Raw genomic sequence first — 15,320 nt, forward strand, 5'->3', positions numbered from 1 at the left:
TGCGTGCCTGCTTCTACGGCCTTGCGTGGGCATGTGCCCTCGCCCGCCGTCGCCGCACGGTCAGCGTGATCGCCAGAGCCGGGAGGCCGAGCGTGCAGCCCCAGAACACGACGACGGCGGTGATCCAGAGCGCCGTCAGTCGACTGGCGCCCTGCTCGGCGGTGGCGAGCGTCGTCGCGGTCGGCGCGTGGACCGACCCGACGGGGCCGTGGTCGATCGCGTGCGGCGGGTCGTCGAGGACCACGAGGAACGACAGTCTGCGGGGGTGGTCGCTCGACGGCGGGAAGCCCCAGGTCTCGTCACCGACGGCCGTGATCGTGCTGCCGGCAGCCGGGTCGTCGACGTCGTCCGGGATCGTCATCGCGTAGTGCGGCGTCTCCTTCGGCATCCCGGACGTGGTGTCGACGTCGGTGAGCACGCCCTGTACGACGACGGAGTGTCCGACCAGGGGACGCAGCTCGGCGATGTGCTGCGGTGCCGAGTCCTTCGCGGCCCCGAGGAACCAGAGGCCGAGGGCGCTCGGCAGGAGCAGCACGCCGAAGACGACCCAGACGGGCCAGCCAGGAACGGGCAGGCGGGGCCTCGCCGCCGGGGGATTGGCCCACACGGGAGCGCCCGGCTGCCAGTCGGTCACGCCGCGTCCCCCGTCGTCCCCCGTCGTCCCCATGGCCTCATCCTCACAGTGATCGGACCCGGGCGTGCGACCGTCGGGGCTGCGTCGTAGCGTCGGGTCATGGCAGCCACCCCGCTCATCGACGACGCGACGATCGCCGACCTCCGCGCCCGTCTCCGTGCCACCCGGTGGCCCGACGCCCCGTCCGGACTCGGGTGGTCGCTCGGCGTGGACGTCGACGAGCTCCGGCCCCTCGTCGAGTACTGGGCGGACGGCTTCGACTTCGACGCGCACCGGGCCGAACTCGCGGCACTCCCCTCGCGCCGGGTGGTCGTCGACGGCATCAGCGTCCACGTGCTGCACGCCCACGCGGGTGGTCCGGACGCGCTGCCGCTCCTGCTCGCCCACGGCTGGCCGGACTCCGGGTGGCGCTACCGGAAGGTGCTGCCGATGCTCGTCGACGCCGGGTTCGACGTCATCGTGCCGGACATGCCCGGGTACGGGTTCTCCGAGGCGCCGCCGCAGCCGATCGACGCACGCCGGGTCGCCGGGATGTGGGCGACGCTGATGACCGAGCTCGGGTACGACCGGTTCGCGGTGTCCGGCGGCGACATCGGCACGCACGTCGTCCGCTACCTCGCGCTCGACCACCCCGACCGGGTCGTGGCCGTGCACCGGATCGACGGCGGACTCGCGTGGCCGGGGCTCGACGCGTCCACACTGTCCGAGGCCGAGCGGGCCTTCGTCGCCGAGACCGACCGGTGGCGGACGGACGAGGGTGCCTACGCGATGCTGCACCGCACGAAGCCGCAGACGGTGGCGGTCGCGCTGAACGACTCCCCGGCGGGGCTGGCGGCGTGGATCGTCGAGAAGCTCCGGTCGTGGAGCGACTGCGACGGCGACCTCTGGTCCGTGTACACGCGAGACGAGGTACTGGCGCTCCTCACCGAGTACTGGGCGACCGAGACGATCGGGTCGTCGGTGCGGATGTACCACGCGAACGCGGCGGTCCCCGCCGAGCAGATGGCACGTCGGGTCGAGGTGCCATCCGGGTTCTCGATCTTCCCGGGAGACCTCGTGCGGGCGCCGAAGGAGTGGCTCGAGCGCACGACCAACCTGGTGTACCACCACGAGCTCGAGCGCGGTGGGCACTTCGCAGCGTTCGAGCAGCCGGAGGTCTTCGTCGACGAGCTCCGCACCTTCCTGGAGCCGTTCCGCCGGTAGAGTGGTCGGGCCAGCCTCTGTAGCTCAATGGAAGAGCAGTTCCGTCCTAAGGAAACGGTTGGGGGTTCGAGTCCCTCCAGGGGCACCAGCAGATCGACGAGGTTCGAGTCCTGCAGCGCCCTCCGGCGGCACCATCAGCTGCGGCGGTTGATCAACGTGACCGCGTTCTGGGCGGCCGTCTCATGATCGATCGACGACTGTCCTGCTGACGGCTCAGTGCGGCCCAGTCTCATCGCGCCTCTTAGGCAAACCGAGCTACTGGTCGCATCTGGATCTCTGCCGCGAATCGGACGACTCGCAGGCGGGATGTGGGAGGCGCGAGCAGTGCCCACAACCGGTAGTAGCGCTTGCGGCAGCCACCTGGATCGCGGCCTTGAGGCGTGGCGGCCGGCGCGGCCGCAGTCGAAGCGGCCAGGGCGATGCGTGCAGCGGGGAGAACGTCGCACATCGATGTCATGAAGACTCGCGGTCCGTGGTCGCAGGGCACGCGGGTACCGGCCACCAGGAGTGCTCACGACAGTTTGCCGAACTGCGCATTGAGGCTTCGTGCGTCGACGCCGCCCGATACCCCGACCAGCGAGTCTGGGCGATTTTGACAGGTCGCGCCTGCACTGTCATGCTCCCGACATACGGCATGTAGCAGTTGGAATATGGGGTTGAAATGTGCAAAAGGTTCTCGATTCACGGGCGTAGTGTTGCGGCCATCGCCGGAGGGATCGCCGTCATCGCAGCTGCTGTCGCTGGGGTTACTCCCGCTCATGCAGTCGAAGAATCTGCGGGGGCATCGGTCGGCGCGGCGCAGGGACGCGCTGCGTGGGCGTACTACAACAAGATCATCAGTAAGTCTTCCGTCGGCAGCTATGTCGGAACTCAGAAGCTCGCTTCGTGCGGCTCCCGGAACACTGCGATGGATTGCTCGCTCAACCAGGGGTCAACGGCTACCCGGTCGATCGGGCTCGGCTTCGGGGCAACGCGCGGTTGGGCAGCCGGCCAGCTCAACATCAGCTCGTCGTCGACACAGAACGTCTCGGTGACGTGCAGCAAGCGGAAGGTGCCAAAGGGCAAGCAGCTCGTGGCGTATCCCGTTGGTGTTCGGTACAAGTACAAGATCCAGAAGCACATGACCGGAGGCGGAAAGGACTACGTGACGGGCACTACGGGGTGGCTCTACGCTTTCAATCCTGGCAACGCCCGCGTGGCTTGCGACATCAAGAGCTTCTAGCCCCTCCGGAGACCAATGCGTGCCGCCGCTGTTCTGCTGCTGACTGTCGCTCTCGTCGTCCCACTGGGTGGGTGCACTTCTCGGCCGGACCCTGCACCGTCGGAACTGATCGGCGAGAGTGTCGAGGCGGCTGGGGAGCGCGTACCGCCGGGGCGCTCGTACGCGTGGTACGACCTGTCCCGTGAAGTGCTCGGCAAGGAGGGCTCGCTCATTGGTGGCGAGGCGCCGGATGGCGAGGGGGGTGTGATCATCGCCGTGTGTGCCAACGGCGCGACGATCGACGCAAGCACGAAGCTGTCGACAGGTGCAATCCCGGAGGCGGGCTACCGCGGTGACGTGAAGCGTCGAGCGAAAGCGGGAGAGTACCGAGCGCTCCTCCCGGAGTGCGCTTCGAAGGAGTGATGATGGTCAACGGCCCTCGACCCAATACTGGATCGAGGGCCGTTGGTCGTCCACAACCGTCGGCCTGGACGGTAGGGACTGCTGGACTCCCCGTACGATTGACCCCGTGTCCAAGGTCCTGAGCAGTCTCCCCGTCGGCGAACGAGTCGGCATCGCGTTCTCAGGGGGTCTCGACACCTCCTGCGCCGTTGCCTGGATGCGCGAGAAGGGAGCGATCCCCTGCACGTACACGGCCGACATCGGCCAGTACGACGAGCCGGACATCGACGCCGTCCCGAGCCGCGCCCACGAGTACGGCGCAGAGATCGCCCGCCTGGTCGACGCGAAGAGCGCCCTGGTGGAAGAGGGCCTCGTCGCCCTGCAGACCGGCGCGTTCCACATCCGCTCCGGCGGCAAGACCTACTTCAACACGACGCCCCTCGGCCGTGCGGTGACGGGCACGATGCTCGTCCGCGCCATGAAGGAGGACGGCGTCGACATCTGGGGCGACGGCTCCACCTACAAGGGCAACGACATCGAGCGGTTCTACCGCTACGGCCTGATGGCGAACCCGCGACTGCGCGTCTACAAGCCGTGGCTCGACTCCGAGTTCGTCGAAGAGCTCGGCGGCCGCAAGGAGATGAGCGAGTGGCTCGTCGCCCGCGGCTTCCCGTACCGCGACTCCACCGAGAAGGCGTACTCGACCGACGCGAACATCTGGGGTGCCACGCACGAGGCGAAGAGCCTCGAAGAGCTCTCGAGCGGCCTGGACATCGTCGAGCCGATCATGGGCGTCGCCGCCTGGCGTGACGACGTCGAGGTCGCCACCGAGGTCGTGACCGTCCGCTTCGAGGCCGGTCGACCGGTCGCGATCAACGGCGTCGAGTACGCCGACGCGGTCGCCCTCGTGTACGAGGCGAACGCCATCGGCGGTCGCCACGGCCTCGGTGCGTCCGACCAGATCGAGAACCGCATCATCGAGGCGAAGAGCCGCGGCATCTACGAGGCCCCGGGCATGGCGCTGCTGCACATCGCGTACGAGCGCCTCCTCAACGCGATCCACAACGAGGACACGGTTGCGTCGTACCACAACGAGGGCCGCCGTCTCGGGCGCCTGATGTACGAGGGCCGCTGGCTCGACCCGCAGTCCCTCATGCTCCGCGAGTCGCTGCAGCGCTGGGTCGCCTCGGCGGTCACCGGCGAGGTCACGCTGCGTCTGCGTCGCGGCGACGACTACACGATCCTCGACACCACGGGGCCGGCGCTGTCGTACCACCCGGACAAGCTGTCGATGGAGCGCGTCGGCGACGCGGCCTTCGGCCCGGACGACCGGATCGGCCAGCTCACGATGCGGAACCTCGACATCGCGGACTCCCGTGCGCGTCTCGAGCAGTACGCCGCCGCCGGGCTCATCGGCGGCGCGACCGGTGACCTGGTCGGTCGGCTCGAAGCTGGCGAGTCCGAGGAGATCCTCGGCGGCGCCGTCGTCACCACGGATGCCGACGACGCGCTCGGTCGCGCGACGGACGCCGCCTCCGAGGGTGCGGCCTTCGACTCCGGCACCGACTGACACCTGCACGTACGAAGGGGGTCTCCGCGTCGGGCGGAGGCCCCCTTCGTCGTGCTGCGCCGGCGTCGATGTCCTCGCTGGCAGGCCGGAGCCGCGCTGGCTGTCGATGCGTGTGCATCGTGCGACGTCCCACTTGTCGATCGACGCGCGGGATGTCGCATCATGCGCGTGCACTTGGTGCGTGTGCATCGTGCGACGAGACGCGCGTCGATCGACTCGCACCTTGTCGCAAACGTGGTGCCGACCGCGACCGGCCGCCCCGCCGAGCGCGACCGCCCGCCGCCGACCGCGACCGACCGCGACCGACCGCGACCGACCGCGACCGCCCGCCCGCAGACGGACGGGAGGCGCGGCGCCACCGGCACCGCGCCCCGTCGAGCGTCCGGACGTCCCGCGTCAGCGCGCTTCGGCGGTCTCCACGCGCTTCTGCCGCCACGCACGAGCGGGTGTGTCCGGCCCGTCCCACACCTGGATCGCACCCCAGGCGGCGGCGAGCAGCGGCACCGAGATGATCGCCCCGGTGATGCCGGCGAGCACGGTGCCGGCGGTCAGGCCGATCAGGATCACGAGCCCGTGCAGCTTGAGTGTCTTGCCCATCAGGACCGGCTGGAGCAGGTTGCCCTCGAGCTGGTTCACGAGCACGACGATGCCGACCACGATCAGCGCCTGCACGGGGCCGAGCGCGACGAGGGCGACGAGCGCCGCCAGGATGCCGGCCGCGGTCGCACCGACGATCGGGATGAACGCCGTGATGAACACGACGACGGCCAGGGGCAGCGCGAGCGGGACGCCGACGATGGCGATGCCCACGCCGATGCCGATGGCGTCGACGGCTGCGACCGTCGCGGTGCCTCGGACGTAGCCGCCGAGGGTCTGCACGACGCGGTCACCGACACGGCGGGCCCGCAGGTAGCGCTCGCCCGTGAAGGGGCGGAGCAGGAACTCCCAGATGCGCGGGCCGTCCTTCAGGAAGAAGAACAGGACGACGATCATCAGCACGAGGCCGGTGAGGAAGTTCGCCGTGGCCGAAGCCCCCGCGAGGGCTCCCGAGCCGAACTGCGAGCTGGTGACGAAGTCCTGGATGCCCTTGACGGCTTCGTCGATCTGCGACTGGTCGATCGAGAAGGGGAGCGTCGACGCGAAGTCCTGCAGCTGGTCGAAGCCGTGCAGCGCCGACTTCTGCAGCTGGGGCCACTGCGAGACCACGGCGACGACGATGAGCCACCCGACCAGGCCGAGCACGACGAGCACGCCGATGAGCACCGCGAGCGTCGCCAGCACCGAGGGGACACGGTGTCGACGGAGCCACGAGACGACGGGGTGCATGGCCGACGCGATGATGAGCGCGAGGAGCACCGGGATCGTCACGACGCTGAGGGTCGCCGCCGCGTAGACGATGCCGATCGCGATGACGAGCACGATGATGAGCTGCAGGCACCGGGTGGCGATGCCGCCGAAGGAGTCCGACCACTTCTTCGACACCTCGGTCGGTGCGGCGGCGGCGGACGGTGTGCTGGGGGTGTTGCCGAACAGGGGCATCTGGCTCCTCGGGGTGCGGGTGTGCCCGCCCACCGTACCGGGGACGTCGCCCGCAGGGCCGGGCCGGTCGAAAGCCGCAGCGGCGGTGCCATCGAGCTCCGGCCCGAGCTGCAGGGAAGTGCTCGAGGGCCGGAGCGTCGATGCTCGTCGCGGGTCCCGGCGTGGGGAGCGCCGGTCGGGTGTGACTCGCTGACGACCATCACTCTAGGCGGTCCGCAGAAGTGTGGACAGACAGATCGGTCTCCCCAGTTCGGGGGTCGACCCTCGATGCGGTTTGCGGAGACTTCTCGTCCGGAGTCGGCGACGCCGTTACGGTGAGGGGACCAGGCCGAATCTCAGGTCTCGTGGTCTTGATGCTCCTCGCGGCCTGCGAGGTCTGGCGCAGCGAGACGGTCTGGTCGAATCCGGAGTGCGCATCACTCCGACGAAGGGCTGGTCGCCGTGACCGCCACCACCGTTCCGAGCTCGTCCGCTACAGATCTCTTCGCCAGTTCCACCCGCTCCCCGGTCGCACCCGTCGCCGGCTCGCTGCTGGAACTCGTCCTCTCGTAGGACCACCCAACCCGTCGCGCACCAGCGCACCCACCGACGGCCTGGAGGCGCGGTGCCAGCCGGCACCGCGCCTCCAGTCTGTCCGGGCGCAGGTCCAGTGCGTCAGGCGGCCGCCGCTTCCAGCGACGCGTCCGCCCGCTCGGGCGAGCCCGCAGCGAGACCGCGAGCGATCCGACCTCGGGACGCGAGCCACAGGACCAGGGCCGCCGCGAAGACGAGCACCTCGGTGACCGTCAGCGCCCAGATGATCCCGACGAGCCCGAACCAGACGTTGCCGACGATGACGATCGGGACGAAGAGCACGCCCTGCGCCATCGAGAGCACCATCGCGGGCAGCACCATGCCGGTCGCCTGGAAGAGCGAGGTGAGCAGTCCGGTGAACCCGTTGACGATGGTCGCGACGAGCTGCGCGGTGAGGATCGTCAGACCGACGGCGAGCACCGAGTGGTCGCCGGAGAAGACCGTGAAGACCTGCTCGCGGAAGACGAACACCGTGCCCGAGAACACCAGGACGATCGTGCCGACGGTGAACGCCGCCCCGCGGAGGGCCGCTCGCAGTCGTGCGGCGTCGCCCTTGCCGAACGCGTAGGCGAGGAGGGGCAGCACGCCGATGGTGACGCCCATCACGAGGAACTCCGGTACCTGGGCGATCCGGACGGCGACGCCCATCGCTGCCAGCGGGTCGTCCCCGTAGGCGGCCGCGAGGTTGTTGAGCACGAGGGTCGTGACGATGAGGAACGCGGACTGCAGCAGCTCGCTCGAGCCGATGCCGAACACGCCCGCCAGCACGTCGCGGCGCAGCGTGAACCACTTCGGCGCGAAGCTCACGTTCTCGCTGTGCCGCTGCAGCCACACGATCCAGTACCCGATCGCGACGAGGTTGCCGAGCCCGATGGCGAGGGCCGCGCCGGCGACGCCCCAGTGCAGGACGAGGATGAACAGCACGTCGAACACCAGGTTGCCGATGGTCGACAGGACGAGGCCGACCATCGCCTGCCGTGCGGCGCCCTCGGAGCGGACGATCTGCTCGAGGGCGAACGAGGCGGCCAGCACCGGCACGAACGCGAGCATCACGGCGACGTAGGCGCTCGTGGCCGGCACCGCGGCGGCATCGGCTCCGAGCACGGCGACGAGCGGCTGCAGGAAGACCAGGCCGATCACGGCGAGGACGGCACCGGTGACGACCGCGCCCCAGAGCGCGAACGAGGCGACGCGCTTGATGTCCTGCGCCTTCGCCGGGTCGTGCTCGGAGGCACCGAGCATCCGGGACATGAGCGCGCTGCCACCGACGCCGAACACACCGCCGACCGCCATGATGAGGCCGAGGAGCGGGGTGCCGAACGTGATGGCGGCGAGCAGCGAGGTGTCGTGCTGCGCGCCGATGAACCCGGCGTTGATGACGTTGTAGACGGCGCTGACGACCATCGCGGCGGCCATCGGCACGCAGAGGTGCAGGAGGGCACTGCCGATGGGGGCGGCGGAGAGGTACCAGCGGTTCTTCGCCGCGGCGGTGCCGGGCGTGGGTCCGGGCGTCGGCTCGGTGGTGGACGGTGACGTGGTGCTCATGACTGCCTCCTTCAGGGCAGGGCTCCGCCCGCCCTTCCGGGCACGACGGAGCGCGCGGGCCGCGGGCGCGGTCGCGTGGGATCGCGGTCCGCGGGTGCGGGCGCGACGGGGCGCCTCGGGAGCGGGCGCGACGGTGGGGCCTCCGGCGGTGGACCGGGAGGCGCGGGGTGCGCCGAGCGGGTCGGCGCGGGCGGGGGTGCCGGGGTCGGGTGCTAGCGGGTCGGCTCCGGCAGGTCGGCCGTGACCTTCTGCAGGAGGGCCTGCAGCGTGGTCCGTTCGTCCTCGCTCAGCGGCGCGAGCAGGACGTCGTCGAGGGCGACCATGGCGTCCTCGAACCCGGCGATGAGGGCGATGCCCTCGTCGGTGGCGTACACGCGCTTCGTCCGGGCGTTCCCGGCGTCGGCGCGGCGTTCGACGAGCCCGCGGCGCTCGAGCCCCTGCAGGAGGCTCGAGACGCTGGCCGCACTCGTCCGGGTGATGTCGGCGATGTCCCGCTGGATCGCCCCGGGCGTGCGCTGCAGGTACCCGAGCACGAAGGACTGCTCCTGGGTGAGGTCGCGTTCCCGCACCCACTCCTCGGCGGCCTTCCGCTGCGCCCACCCGATCCAGCGCATCTGCTGGAGGGGGGAGTCCATCCGGGGCGCCTGCTGCGGCTGGGGCTGCTGCGACGTCCGGGAGTCCTGCTTCGTCATGCTCAGAACACTAACCGTTCGATGTCTAACTGTCAACGATCGAACTGTTGAGGATGTCCAGCACGCGGCCCTCCCGAACGGGGGTATCGCCAGCACCCCCGACACCCCTTGTAGATTGCACAGGAACGCGGTCTCACCAGCCGCTCATCCTCAGCTCGACCACGTCGCCGGGCTCACCCGAGGGGATCAGGAATGGCACGAGGACGAACCATGCGCGCACCTTCGATGCGCCCGTTCGTGGGAGCCACGGCCTGCCGACCCCTCCTCCCCGGAGGTGGTCACGCCGGATAGCCGCGCCCGCGCACAGCTCGACGCGCACACGTGACTCCGGGGCCGCCTCACCAGCGACCTCGTCGGATCCCACGGCCAACCACCGCGGGATGGATCAGCGGCGGAGGACTCCTCCGCCGGAGGAAGAGGCACCATGCCACGCACAGCAACACGCATCGCGCTCCGCGCGGGCGCCACGGCCACCGTCGCGGCGGTCATCATCGGGGGAGCAGCCCTCCCCGCACACGCAGCCGCCTCGGACGCGACCCAGGCCGAAGGTCGGCTCATCGCGGGGAGCGGCACGATCGACCTCGACGACGTGGCGGCGCTCGCCGGGTCGTTCGGGGCCACCGCTCCAGGCGGCCAGGCGGCCGGCGGGTCCGACCCGCTCGACCTCGCGGTGCTCAACAGCATCGGGATCAACGTCCCCGGCGGGATCCAGCTGCTCGGGCAGAACGGCCTCGTGAACGTCGGGGTCGCCGGACAGGTCGCCGCGACCGACACCACCTCGGCGGTCGCCGCCTCGGGTGCGGTCGGGGCGGACGGCGCGATCCAAGTCGGCCCGGGGACCCCCGGTACCGCCGCCACCGTGAACCTCACGCCGCTCCTGGGCGACCTCGACGTCGACGGGGTCGTGAGCGAACTCTCCGTCGGGCTCGGCGCGCTGTCGGCTCGGGCCGAGGCAGACCGCACCTTCGACGGCGCCGACGTCACCACCGACTACCAGGTCGCCGGTGCGCAGGTCCGCCTGGTCAGCCCGGCGGTGCAGCAGCTCGTGACGAGCTTGGACACGACGCTCGGCACGACGGACACGACCGTGAACACGGCACTCGGGGAGGACGGTCTGACGACCGACCTGACCGCCTCGCTGCTGGGCCCGGTGACCGACGCCGTCAACACCCTCGGGCTCGGCGTGCTCAGCCTCGACGACACCACGGCGCAGCTCACCGCGGACGTCGACCTGCAGGGAGCGCTCGCCACCGTCACGCAGCAGCCGCTGACGGACGGTCCGGTCACGCTCGACCTGTCCACCGGCGTCGTCTCGATCGACCTCGGGCAGCTCTACACGCTGAACGACCTGCCGGCGAACACGAAGCTCCTCGCGAGCGACACCGTGAACGCGCAGATCACCGGCGCGATCTCGGACATCCTCACCGAGCAGCTGCCGGCGCTCCTCACGAGCACCATCACGAACGCGCTCGACGCCGCCGCGGTGCAGCTCGTCGTGGACACGGGCGTCGACCTGGCCGGGCTCGACGTCGCGGGCCTCACCCTCACCGTCGACACCACCGTCGGTGACCTGCTCGGCACCGGCGACGGCGCCACCCTCACGGTGGCCGGCGACGGGATCCTCGGCCCGGTGCTCGGGACGCTCGACCCGCTGCTCCAGCCGCTGCTCGGCTCGACCGTCGTGCCGGCGCTCACCGGGATCGTCGGCGACGTGCTCGGGGGCGACTTCGTCGCGAACACGGTGCAGACACTCCTCACCACGGCGACCGGCACGGTCACGGCGCTCGACCCGCTGCTCGACATCGTGAACGAGCTCGTGTCGATCACGATCAACTCGCAGACGGCACCGGCCTTCACCGAGCCGACCGCCGACGCCACCGGGGCCACCACGGTTCGGGCGGTCCGGGTGCAGCTCCTGCCCGCGGCCGACCTCGCGACGGTCGACCTGGCCACCGCGACCGTGCAGGCGGACCCCTTCGCCGGGATCGCGATCACCTCGCCCGAGGACGGCACGGACTACACGGTCGAGACCGACGACGACACCACCGACGTGCCGGTCACCGGCACGGCGGAGCCCGGAGCCGACGTCGACGTCACGCTCGACGGTGACGCGGACGGCGTCCAGTCGACCGTCGCCGACGAGGACGGCACCTGGACGGTGACGTTCCCCGACGTCGCGGTCGGCGACCACGAGGCCGAGGCCGTCGAGACCATCGGCGCCCTGGTCAGTGACCCGGACTCGGTCACCTTCGCGGTCGCTGCGGCGCCGGTCGACCCGACCGACCCCACGGACCCGACCGATCCCGGGACGCCCGGCGGTCCGGGTGGCCCGGGAGCGGGCGGTGACGGCGGTGCCGGCGGAGTCGGTGGCGCCGGTGGTGCCGGCGGTCTCGGAGCCGGAGCCGGGGCCGGAGCCGGCCCGGGCTCCCTCGCCTTCACGGGCGCCGAGGTCCTGCCGTTGATGCTCCTCGCCGGGCTGCTCCTCGCAGCCGGCGGCGGCACCCTGGTCGCGCGTCGTCTGCGCCGCGTCTGATCGGTCGAACGACCCCGACGGGCGCCGGTGGGGACCGGCGCCCGTCTCCCAGGGGTCGCGGCGCGTTCGGGTCGCCGCGGCCCCGACCGGTGCGGTGGTGGTTCGGGCCGCCACCGCACCGGCCTCTTCTCCGCTCTCGTTCCCACCCCGTCCACCCTCGAGCCGTGAGGACCACCGTGCACGACCACGACACCCACCCCCTCGACCGCCGCGTCGGACCGCCGCACGTCGAGCGGTTCCGGCTGACCCGCTCCGCCGAGACCCTCGGCGTCGTCTGCACCTGCGCGATCGGCACCGACCACGACAACACGGTCCGGCCGATCGGTGCCGAACCCGTGCGCTGAACCCGTGCGCGTCGGCGGTCGCAGCGGGATACTGAGGTGGTGCGTGAACTCCAAGCCGCCATCGCAGCGGACCTCAACGTCCAGCCGACCATCGACCCCGAGCAGGAGGTCGCCCGTCGGGTCGGGTTCCTGCGCGACTACCTGCTGACCACCGGCGCCGCGGGCTACCTGCTCGCGATCAGCGGCGGCCAGGACTCCACGCTCGCCGGCCGACTGACCCAGCTCGCGGTGGAGTCCCTCCGCGCCGAGGGGCACGCCGCCGCGTTCACCACCGTTCGCATGCCGTACCGGGTGCAGGCGGACGAGGACGACGCGCAGCTCGCCCTGCAGTTCATCGCCGCCGACCCGGGCATCACGATCAACATCGAGCACGGGGTCGACGGGGTCGTGCAGGACACGGCGGCGTCCGGCGTCCCGCTGAGCGACTTCGTGAAGGGCAACGTCAAGGCGCGGATGCGCATGGTCGCCCAGTACGCCGTGGCGGGACAACTCGGACTCCTCGTCGTCGGCACGGACCACGCGGCCGAGGCCGTCACCGGCTTCTTCACCAAGTACGGCGACGGTGGCGTCGACCTCACGCCGCTCACGGGCCTGACGAAGAGCCAGGGGCGGCAGCTGCTCGAGCACCTCGGCGCACCCGCCCGCCTGTACGAGAAGGCCCCCACGGCGGACCTGCTCGACGAGACGCCCGGCCAGACCGACGAGGCGAACCTCGGGCTCCGCTACGCCGAGATCGACGCGTACCTGCAGGGGCACGACGTGCCGGTGGAGGTCGCCGAGGCGATCGAGACGCGCTACCGCGCGACGGAGCACAAGCGCCAGGTCCCGGCGACGCCCTTCGACGACTGGTGGCGTGCCGGCGCGTAGGCGCTCACGCAACCACCGACGGGAGGCGCGGTGCGGGTCCGACCCGCACCGCGCCTCCCGTCGGTTCTCCACATCTCGCCCCCGGCACCCTCCTGCTGTCGGCTCCCGCTCCTAGGATGGGAGGCAACGGAACAACAGATGCGGAATCCAGGTCGGGCCGGATGTGGCCGGACGCTGGACCGGAGGGGGAGTCATGGAAGTCCTGTTCGCGCTCGGAGCCGTCCCGCTGATCATCGGCGGGATCATCGTCCTGGCGATCATCGCGCTGATCTACGCGAAGGTCGTGTACCGGAACGCGGGTGCCGACGAAGCACTCATCATCACGGGCAAGCGCTCACGCAAGGTCAAGAACTCGGACGGCACCGAGACGGTCGAGTCCGGCATCAAGGTCGTGCTCGGCGCCGGCGTGCTCGTCCGACCGTTCTTCGAGAAGGTCGCGAAGCTCTCGCTGAGCTCCCGGGCGATCGACATCAACGTCAACGCGCAGGACTCCCGCGGCGTCACGATCGACGTCGAGGCAGTCGCCCTCGTCAAGGTCGGCGAGACCGACGCCTCCATCCGGGCAGCCGCGCAGCGGTTCCTCGGGCAGGAGAAGAAGATCGACGACTTCGCGCGCGAGGTCCTGTCGGGTTCGCTCCGCGCCTCGATCGGCGCGACCGACGTCTCCACGATCATCCGCAACCGCGACCAGCTCACCGTCGCCGTGCTCGACGTCGCGAAGGACGCCCTGCACAGCCAGGGGCTCGACGTCGACTCGTTCGAGATCAAGGGCATCTCGGACCGCAACGAGTACATCAGCGACCTCGGTCGTGCCGAGCGTGCGCGTGTCCGGCTCGAGGCCGAGAACGCCGAGGCCCAGGCCGACCGCGAAGCGCGCGAGGCTCGGGCGACCGCCGACCAGGCCATCGCCGAGGCGGAGAACACACTCGCCATCCGACGGGCAGCGCTGCAGCTCGATGCCGACCGTGCATCGGCCGAGGCCGCGGCGGCGGGTCCGCTCGCCCAGGCCCGTGCCGCCCAGGGCGTCGTCGAGCAGGAGCAGCTGACCGCGCAGAAGCGTGCCGAACTCCGTCGCGCCGAGCTCGAGTCCGAGGTCAGCGCCGTCGCCGAGGCGCAGGCGCGGAAGACCCGCGTCGAGGCCGAAGCGGCCGCTGCTGCCCAGGTCGAGACGGCCCGTGCCCAGGCCGAGGCCCGGCGGATCTCCGCCGAGGCGATCGCCGCCGAGGCGAAGGCCGAGTCCGAGGCCCGCAAGCTCGCCGCCGACGCATCGCGTGCCGAGGGTGAAGCGGCCGCCGACGCGATCCGCGCCAAGGGTCAGGCCGAGGCCGACGCGACGAAGGCGCAGGCCGACGCCCTCGCCCAGCACTCCGACGCCGTCCTCCGGGTCAAGGCGATCGAGACGCTGCCGAGCATCGCCCGCGAGCTCGCGGCCCCGATGGGCAACATCGACAAGCTCACGGTGGTGTCGTCCGACGGCGCCGGTGCCCTGTCGAAGAGCGTCGTCAGTCAGTTCAGCGAGGTCGACGCGCTGCTCGGCACGACGGCCGGCTTCACCCTGAGCGACATCGTGAAGAGCACCACGACCGGGCAGGCCGCTGCCCGCGCCGTCGTGCGGGAGCAGGCGCAGGAGCCGCTCGCCGCCGAGTAGGGGCGGTGCCCGATGCGGGCGCGGCGGGGCTCAGGCCTCGTCGCGCCCGTCGTCGTTCCGGCGCTCGCGCTGCTGGCCACCGGCGTCCTCGCGCTGGCCGCCGTGGTCCTCGCGCTCGTCGACGCCGTCGTGCTGGTGACCGGCATCGTGCTGGTGACGGGCGTCGTGTTCGGCGTCGTCACGCTGCTGCGACAGCCGCTGCTGCCAGACGACGCTGCGTGCGGCGCCCTCGAGGATGTCGTCGACGCTCCGTCCGGACTGGGCGGCGAGCGCCCCGCTCAGGCCCGCGGTGAGCGTCCCACCAGCGGCGGCCAGCCGTTCGACGACCTCCTCCTGCCGGTCGGTCAACGGTTCGTCGATCATCTCGTCGATGGTGTCGCGGATGTTCTGCTCGCTCGCGTCCAGGGCCGCCTCGTCGCCCGAGTGCAGTGCTGCTGCCTCGCCGACGACGACCAGTCCGAGTCGTGCGGCGTCGTCCTCGGGACGTGGGGTGCTGCCGTGCTCGTCAGTCATGCGGAGGACCGTACGCTCCCGGGGGTCGCGCTTCCTGGATCGATGGGGTACCGCGG

The 15,320-nt window shown here is 71.0% G+C and carries 12 protein-coding genes and 1 tRNA gene; 8 read left to right on the forward strand and 5 right to left on the reverse strand.

What is annotated here, in order from left to right:
• Positions 1-13: 13 nt before the first annotated feature.
• On the reverse strand, positions 14-667 hold the full coding sequence (locus tag BIU96_RS08785) for a hypothetical protein (protein ID WP_139199935.1): 654 nt from the start codon (positions 665-667) through the stop codon (positions 14-16).
• Between the two features lie 66 nt (positions 668-733).
• Between BIU96_RS08785 and BIU96_RS08790 the strand changes: the two genes are divergently transcribed.
• The 4 genes from BIU96_RS08790 to argG all read left to right on the forward strand — a co-directional run bounded on the left by BIU96_RS08790 (position 734) and on the right by argG (position 5,010).
• The gene (locus BIU96_RS08790; RefSeq protein ID WP_071292225.1) at positions 734-1,837 is read left to right on the forward strand and encodes an epoxide hydrolase family protein; all 1,104 of its coding nucleotides are present in this window, start codon (positions 734-736) and stop codon (positions 1,835-1,837) included.
• 13 nt (positions 1,838-1,850) lie between these two features.
• Positions 1,851-1,925 (forward strand) — tRNA-Arg (locus BIU96_RS08795).
• Between the two features lie 573 nt (positions 1,926-2,498).
• Positions 2,499-3,059, forward strand: a complete 561-nt coding sequence (locus BIU96_RS19420) for a hypothetical protein (RefSeq protein ID WP_139199936.1) — start codon at positions 2,499-2,501, stop codon at positions 3,057-3,059.
• Positions 3,060-3,567: 508 nt separating this feature from the next.
• Positions 3,568-5,010, forward strand: a complete 1,443-nt coding sequence (gene argG / locus BIU96_RS08810; protein WP_071292228.1) for an argininosuccinate synthase — start codon at positions 3,568-3,570, stop codon at positions 5,008-5,010.
• A 396-nt stretch (positions 5,011-5,406) separates the two neighbouring features.
• On the opposite strand, the gene BIU96_RS08815 is transcribed toward argG, so the two are convergent.
• The 3 genes from BIU96_RS08815 to BIU96_RS08825 form a co-directional block, all read right to left on the reverse strand.
• Positions 5,407-6,549: an AI-2E family transporter gene (locus BIU96_RS08815; RefSeq protein ID WP_071292229.1), complete on the reverse strand. Its 1,143-nt coding sequence runs from the start codon at positions 6,547-6,549 to the stop codon at positions 5,407-5,409.
• Positions 6,550-7,203: 654 nt separating this feature from the next.
• Positions 7,204-8,667 carry an MATE family efflux transporter gene (locus BIU96_RS08820; RefSeq protein WP_071292230.1) on the reverse strand — a complete coding sequence of 488 codons (1,464 nt, stop codon included), beginning with the start codon at positions 8,665-8,667 and terminating at the stop codon, positions 7,204-7,206.
• A gap of 212 nt (positions 8,668-8,879) precedes the next feature.
• Positions 8,880-9,359 (reverse strand): MarR family winged helix-turn-helix transcriptional regulator, encoded by a 480-nt coding sequence (locus BIU96_RS08825; protein WP_254786044.1) that lies wholly within the window; start codon positions 9,357-9,359, stop codon positions 8,880-8,882.
• A 424-nt stretch (positions 9,360-9,783) separates the two neighbouring features.
• On the opposite strand from BIU96_RS08825, the gene BIU96_RS08830 reads away from it, so the two are divergent.
• The 4 genes from BIU96_RS08830 (at position 9,784) to BIU96_RS08845 (ending at position 14,751) form a co-directional block, all read left to right on the forward strand.
• Positions 9,784-11,892: a choice-of-anchor G family protein gene (locus BIU96_RS08830; protein WP_071292231.1), complete on the forward strand. Its 2,109-nt coding sequence runs from the start codon at positions 9,784-9,786 to the stop codon at positions 11,890-11,892.
• Positions 11,893-12,056: 164 nt separating this feature from the next.
• The gene (locus BIU96_RS08835) at positions 12,057-12,236 is read left to right on the forward strand and encodes a hypothetical protein (RefSeq protein ID WP_071292232.1); all 180 of its coding nucleotides are present in this window, start codon (positions 12,057-12,059) and stop codon (positions 12,234-12,236) included.
• Positions 12,237-12,275: 39 nt separating this feature from the next.
• The gene (gene nadE / locus BIU96_RS08840; protein ID WP_071292288.1) at positions 12,276-13,103 is read left to right on the forward strand and encodes an ammonia-dependent NAD(+) synthetase; all 828 of its coding nucleotides are present in this window, start codon (positions 12,276-12,278) and stop codon (positions 13,101-13,103) included.
• Between the two features lie 193 nt (positions 13,104-13,296).
• Positions 13,297-14,751 carry an SPFH domain-containing protein gene (locus BIU96_RS08845; RefSeq protein WP_071292233.1) on the forward strand — a complete coding sequence of 485 codons (1,455 nt, stop codon included), beginning with the start codon at positions 13,297-13,299 and terminating at the stop codon, positions 14,749-14,751.
• A 30-nt stretch (positions 14,752-14,781) separates the two neighbouring features.
• Here BIU96_RS08845 and BIU96_RS08850 read toward each other — a convergent pair whose 3' ends face one another.
• Entirely contained in the window at positions 14,782-15,264 is a 483-nt protein-coding gene (locus BIU96_RS08850) for a hypothetical protein (protein WP_071292234.1), read from the reverse strand.
• Positions 15,265-15,320: the final 56 nt, after the last annotated feature.

The sequence above is a fragment of the Curtobacterium sp. MCBA15_008 genome, assembly GCF_001865065.1.
Lineage (GTDB): Bacteria > Actinomycetota > Actinomycetes > Actinomycetales > Microbacteriaceae > Curtobacterium.

Excerpts from the sequence above, each read along its gene's own strand:
- BIU96_RS08785 (WP_139199935.1), bottom strand. The coding sequence starts at position 667 with ATGGGGACGACGGGGGACGACGGGGGACGCGGCGTGACCGACTGGCAG.
- BIU96_RS08790 (WP_071292225.1), top strand. The coding sequence starts at position 734 with ATGGCAGCCACCCCGCTCATCGACGACGCGACGATCGCCGACCTCCGC.
- BIU96_RS19420 (WP_139199936.1), top strand. The coding sequence starts at position 2,499 with ATGTGCAAAAGGTTCTCGATTCACGGGCGTAGTGTTGCGGCCATCGCC.
- BIU96_RS08815 (WP_071292229.1), bottom strand. The coding sequence starts at position 6,549 with ATGCCCCTGTTCGGCAACACCCCCAGCACACCGTCCGCCGCCGCCGCA.
- BIU96_RS08820 (WP_071292230.1), bottom strand. The coding sequence starts at position 8,667 with ATGAGCACCACGTCACCGTCCACCACCGAGCCGACGCCCGGACCCACG.
- BIU96_RS08825 (WP_254786044.1), bottom strand. The coding sequence starts at position 9,359 with ATGACGAAGCAGGACTCCCGGACGTCGCAGCAGCCCCAGCCGCAGCAG.
- BIU96_RS08830 (WP_071292231.1), top strand. The coding sequence starts at position 9,784 with ATGCCACGCACAGCAACACGCATCGCGCTCCGCGCGGGCGCCACGGCC.
- BIU96_RS08845 (WP_071292233.1), top strand. The coding sequence starts at position 13,297 with ATGGAAGTCCTGTTCGCGCTCGGAGCCGTCCCGCTGATCATCGGCGGG.
- BIU96_RS08850 (WP_071292234.1), bottom strand. The coding sequence starts at position 15,264 with ATGACTGACGAGCACGGCAGCACCCCACGTCCCGAGGACGACGCCGCA.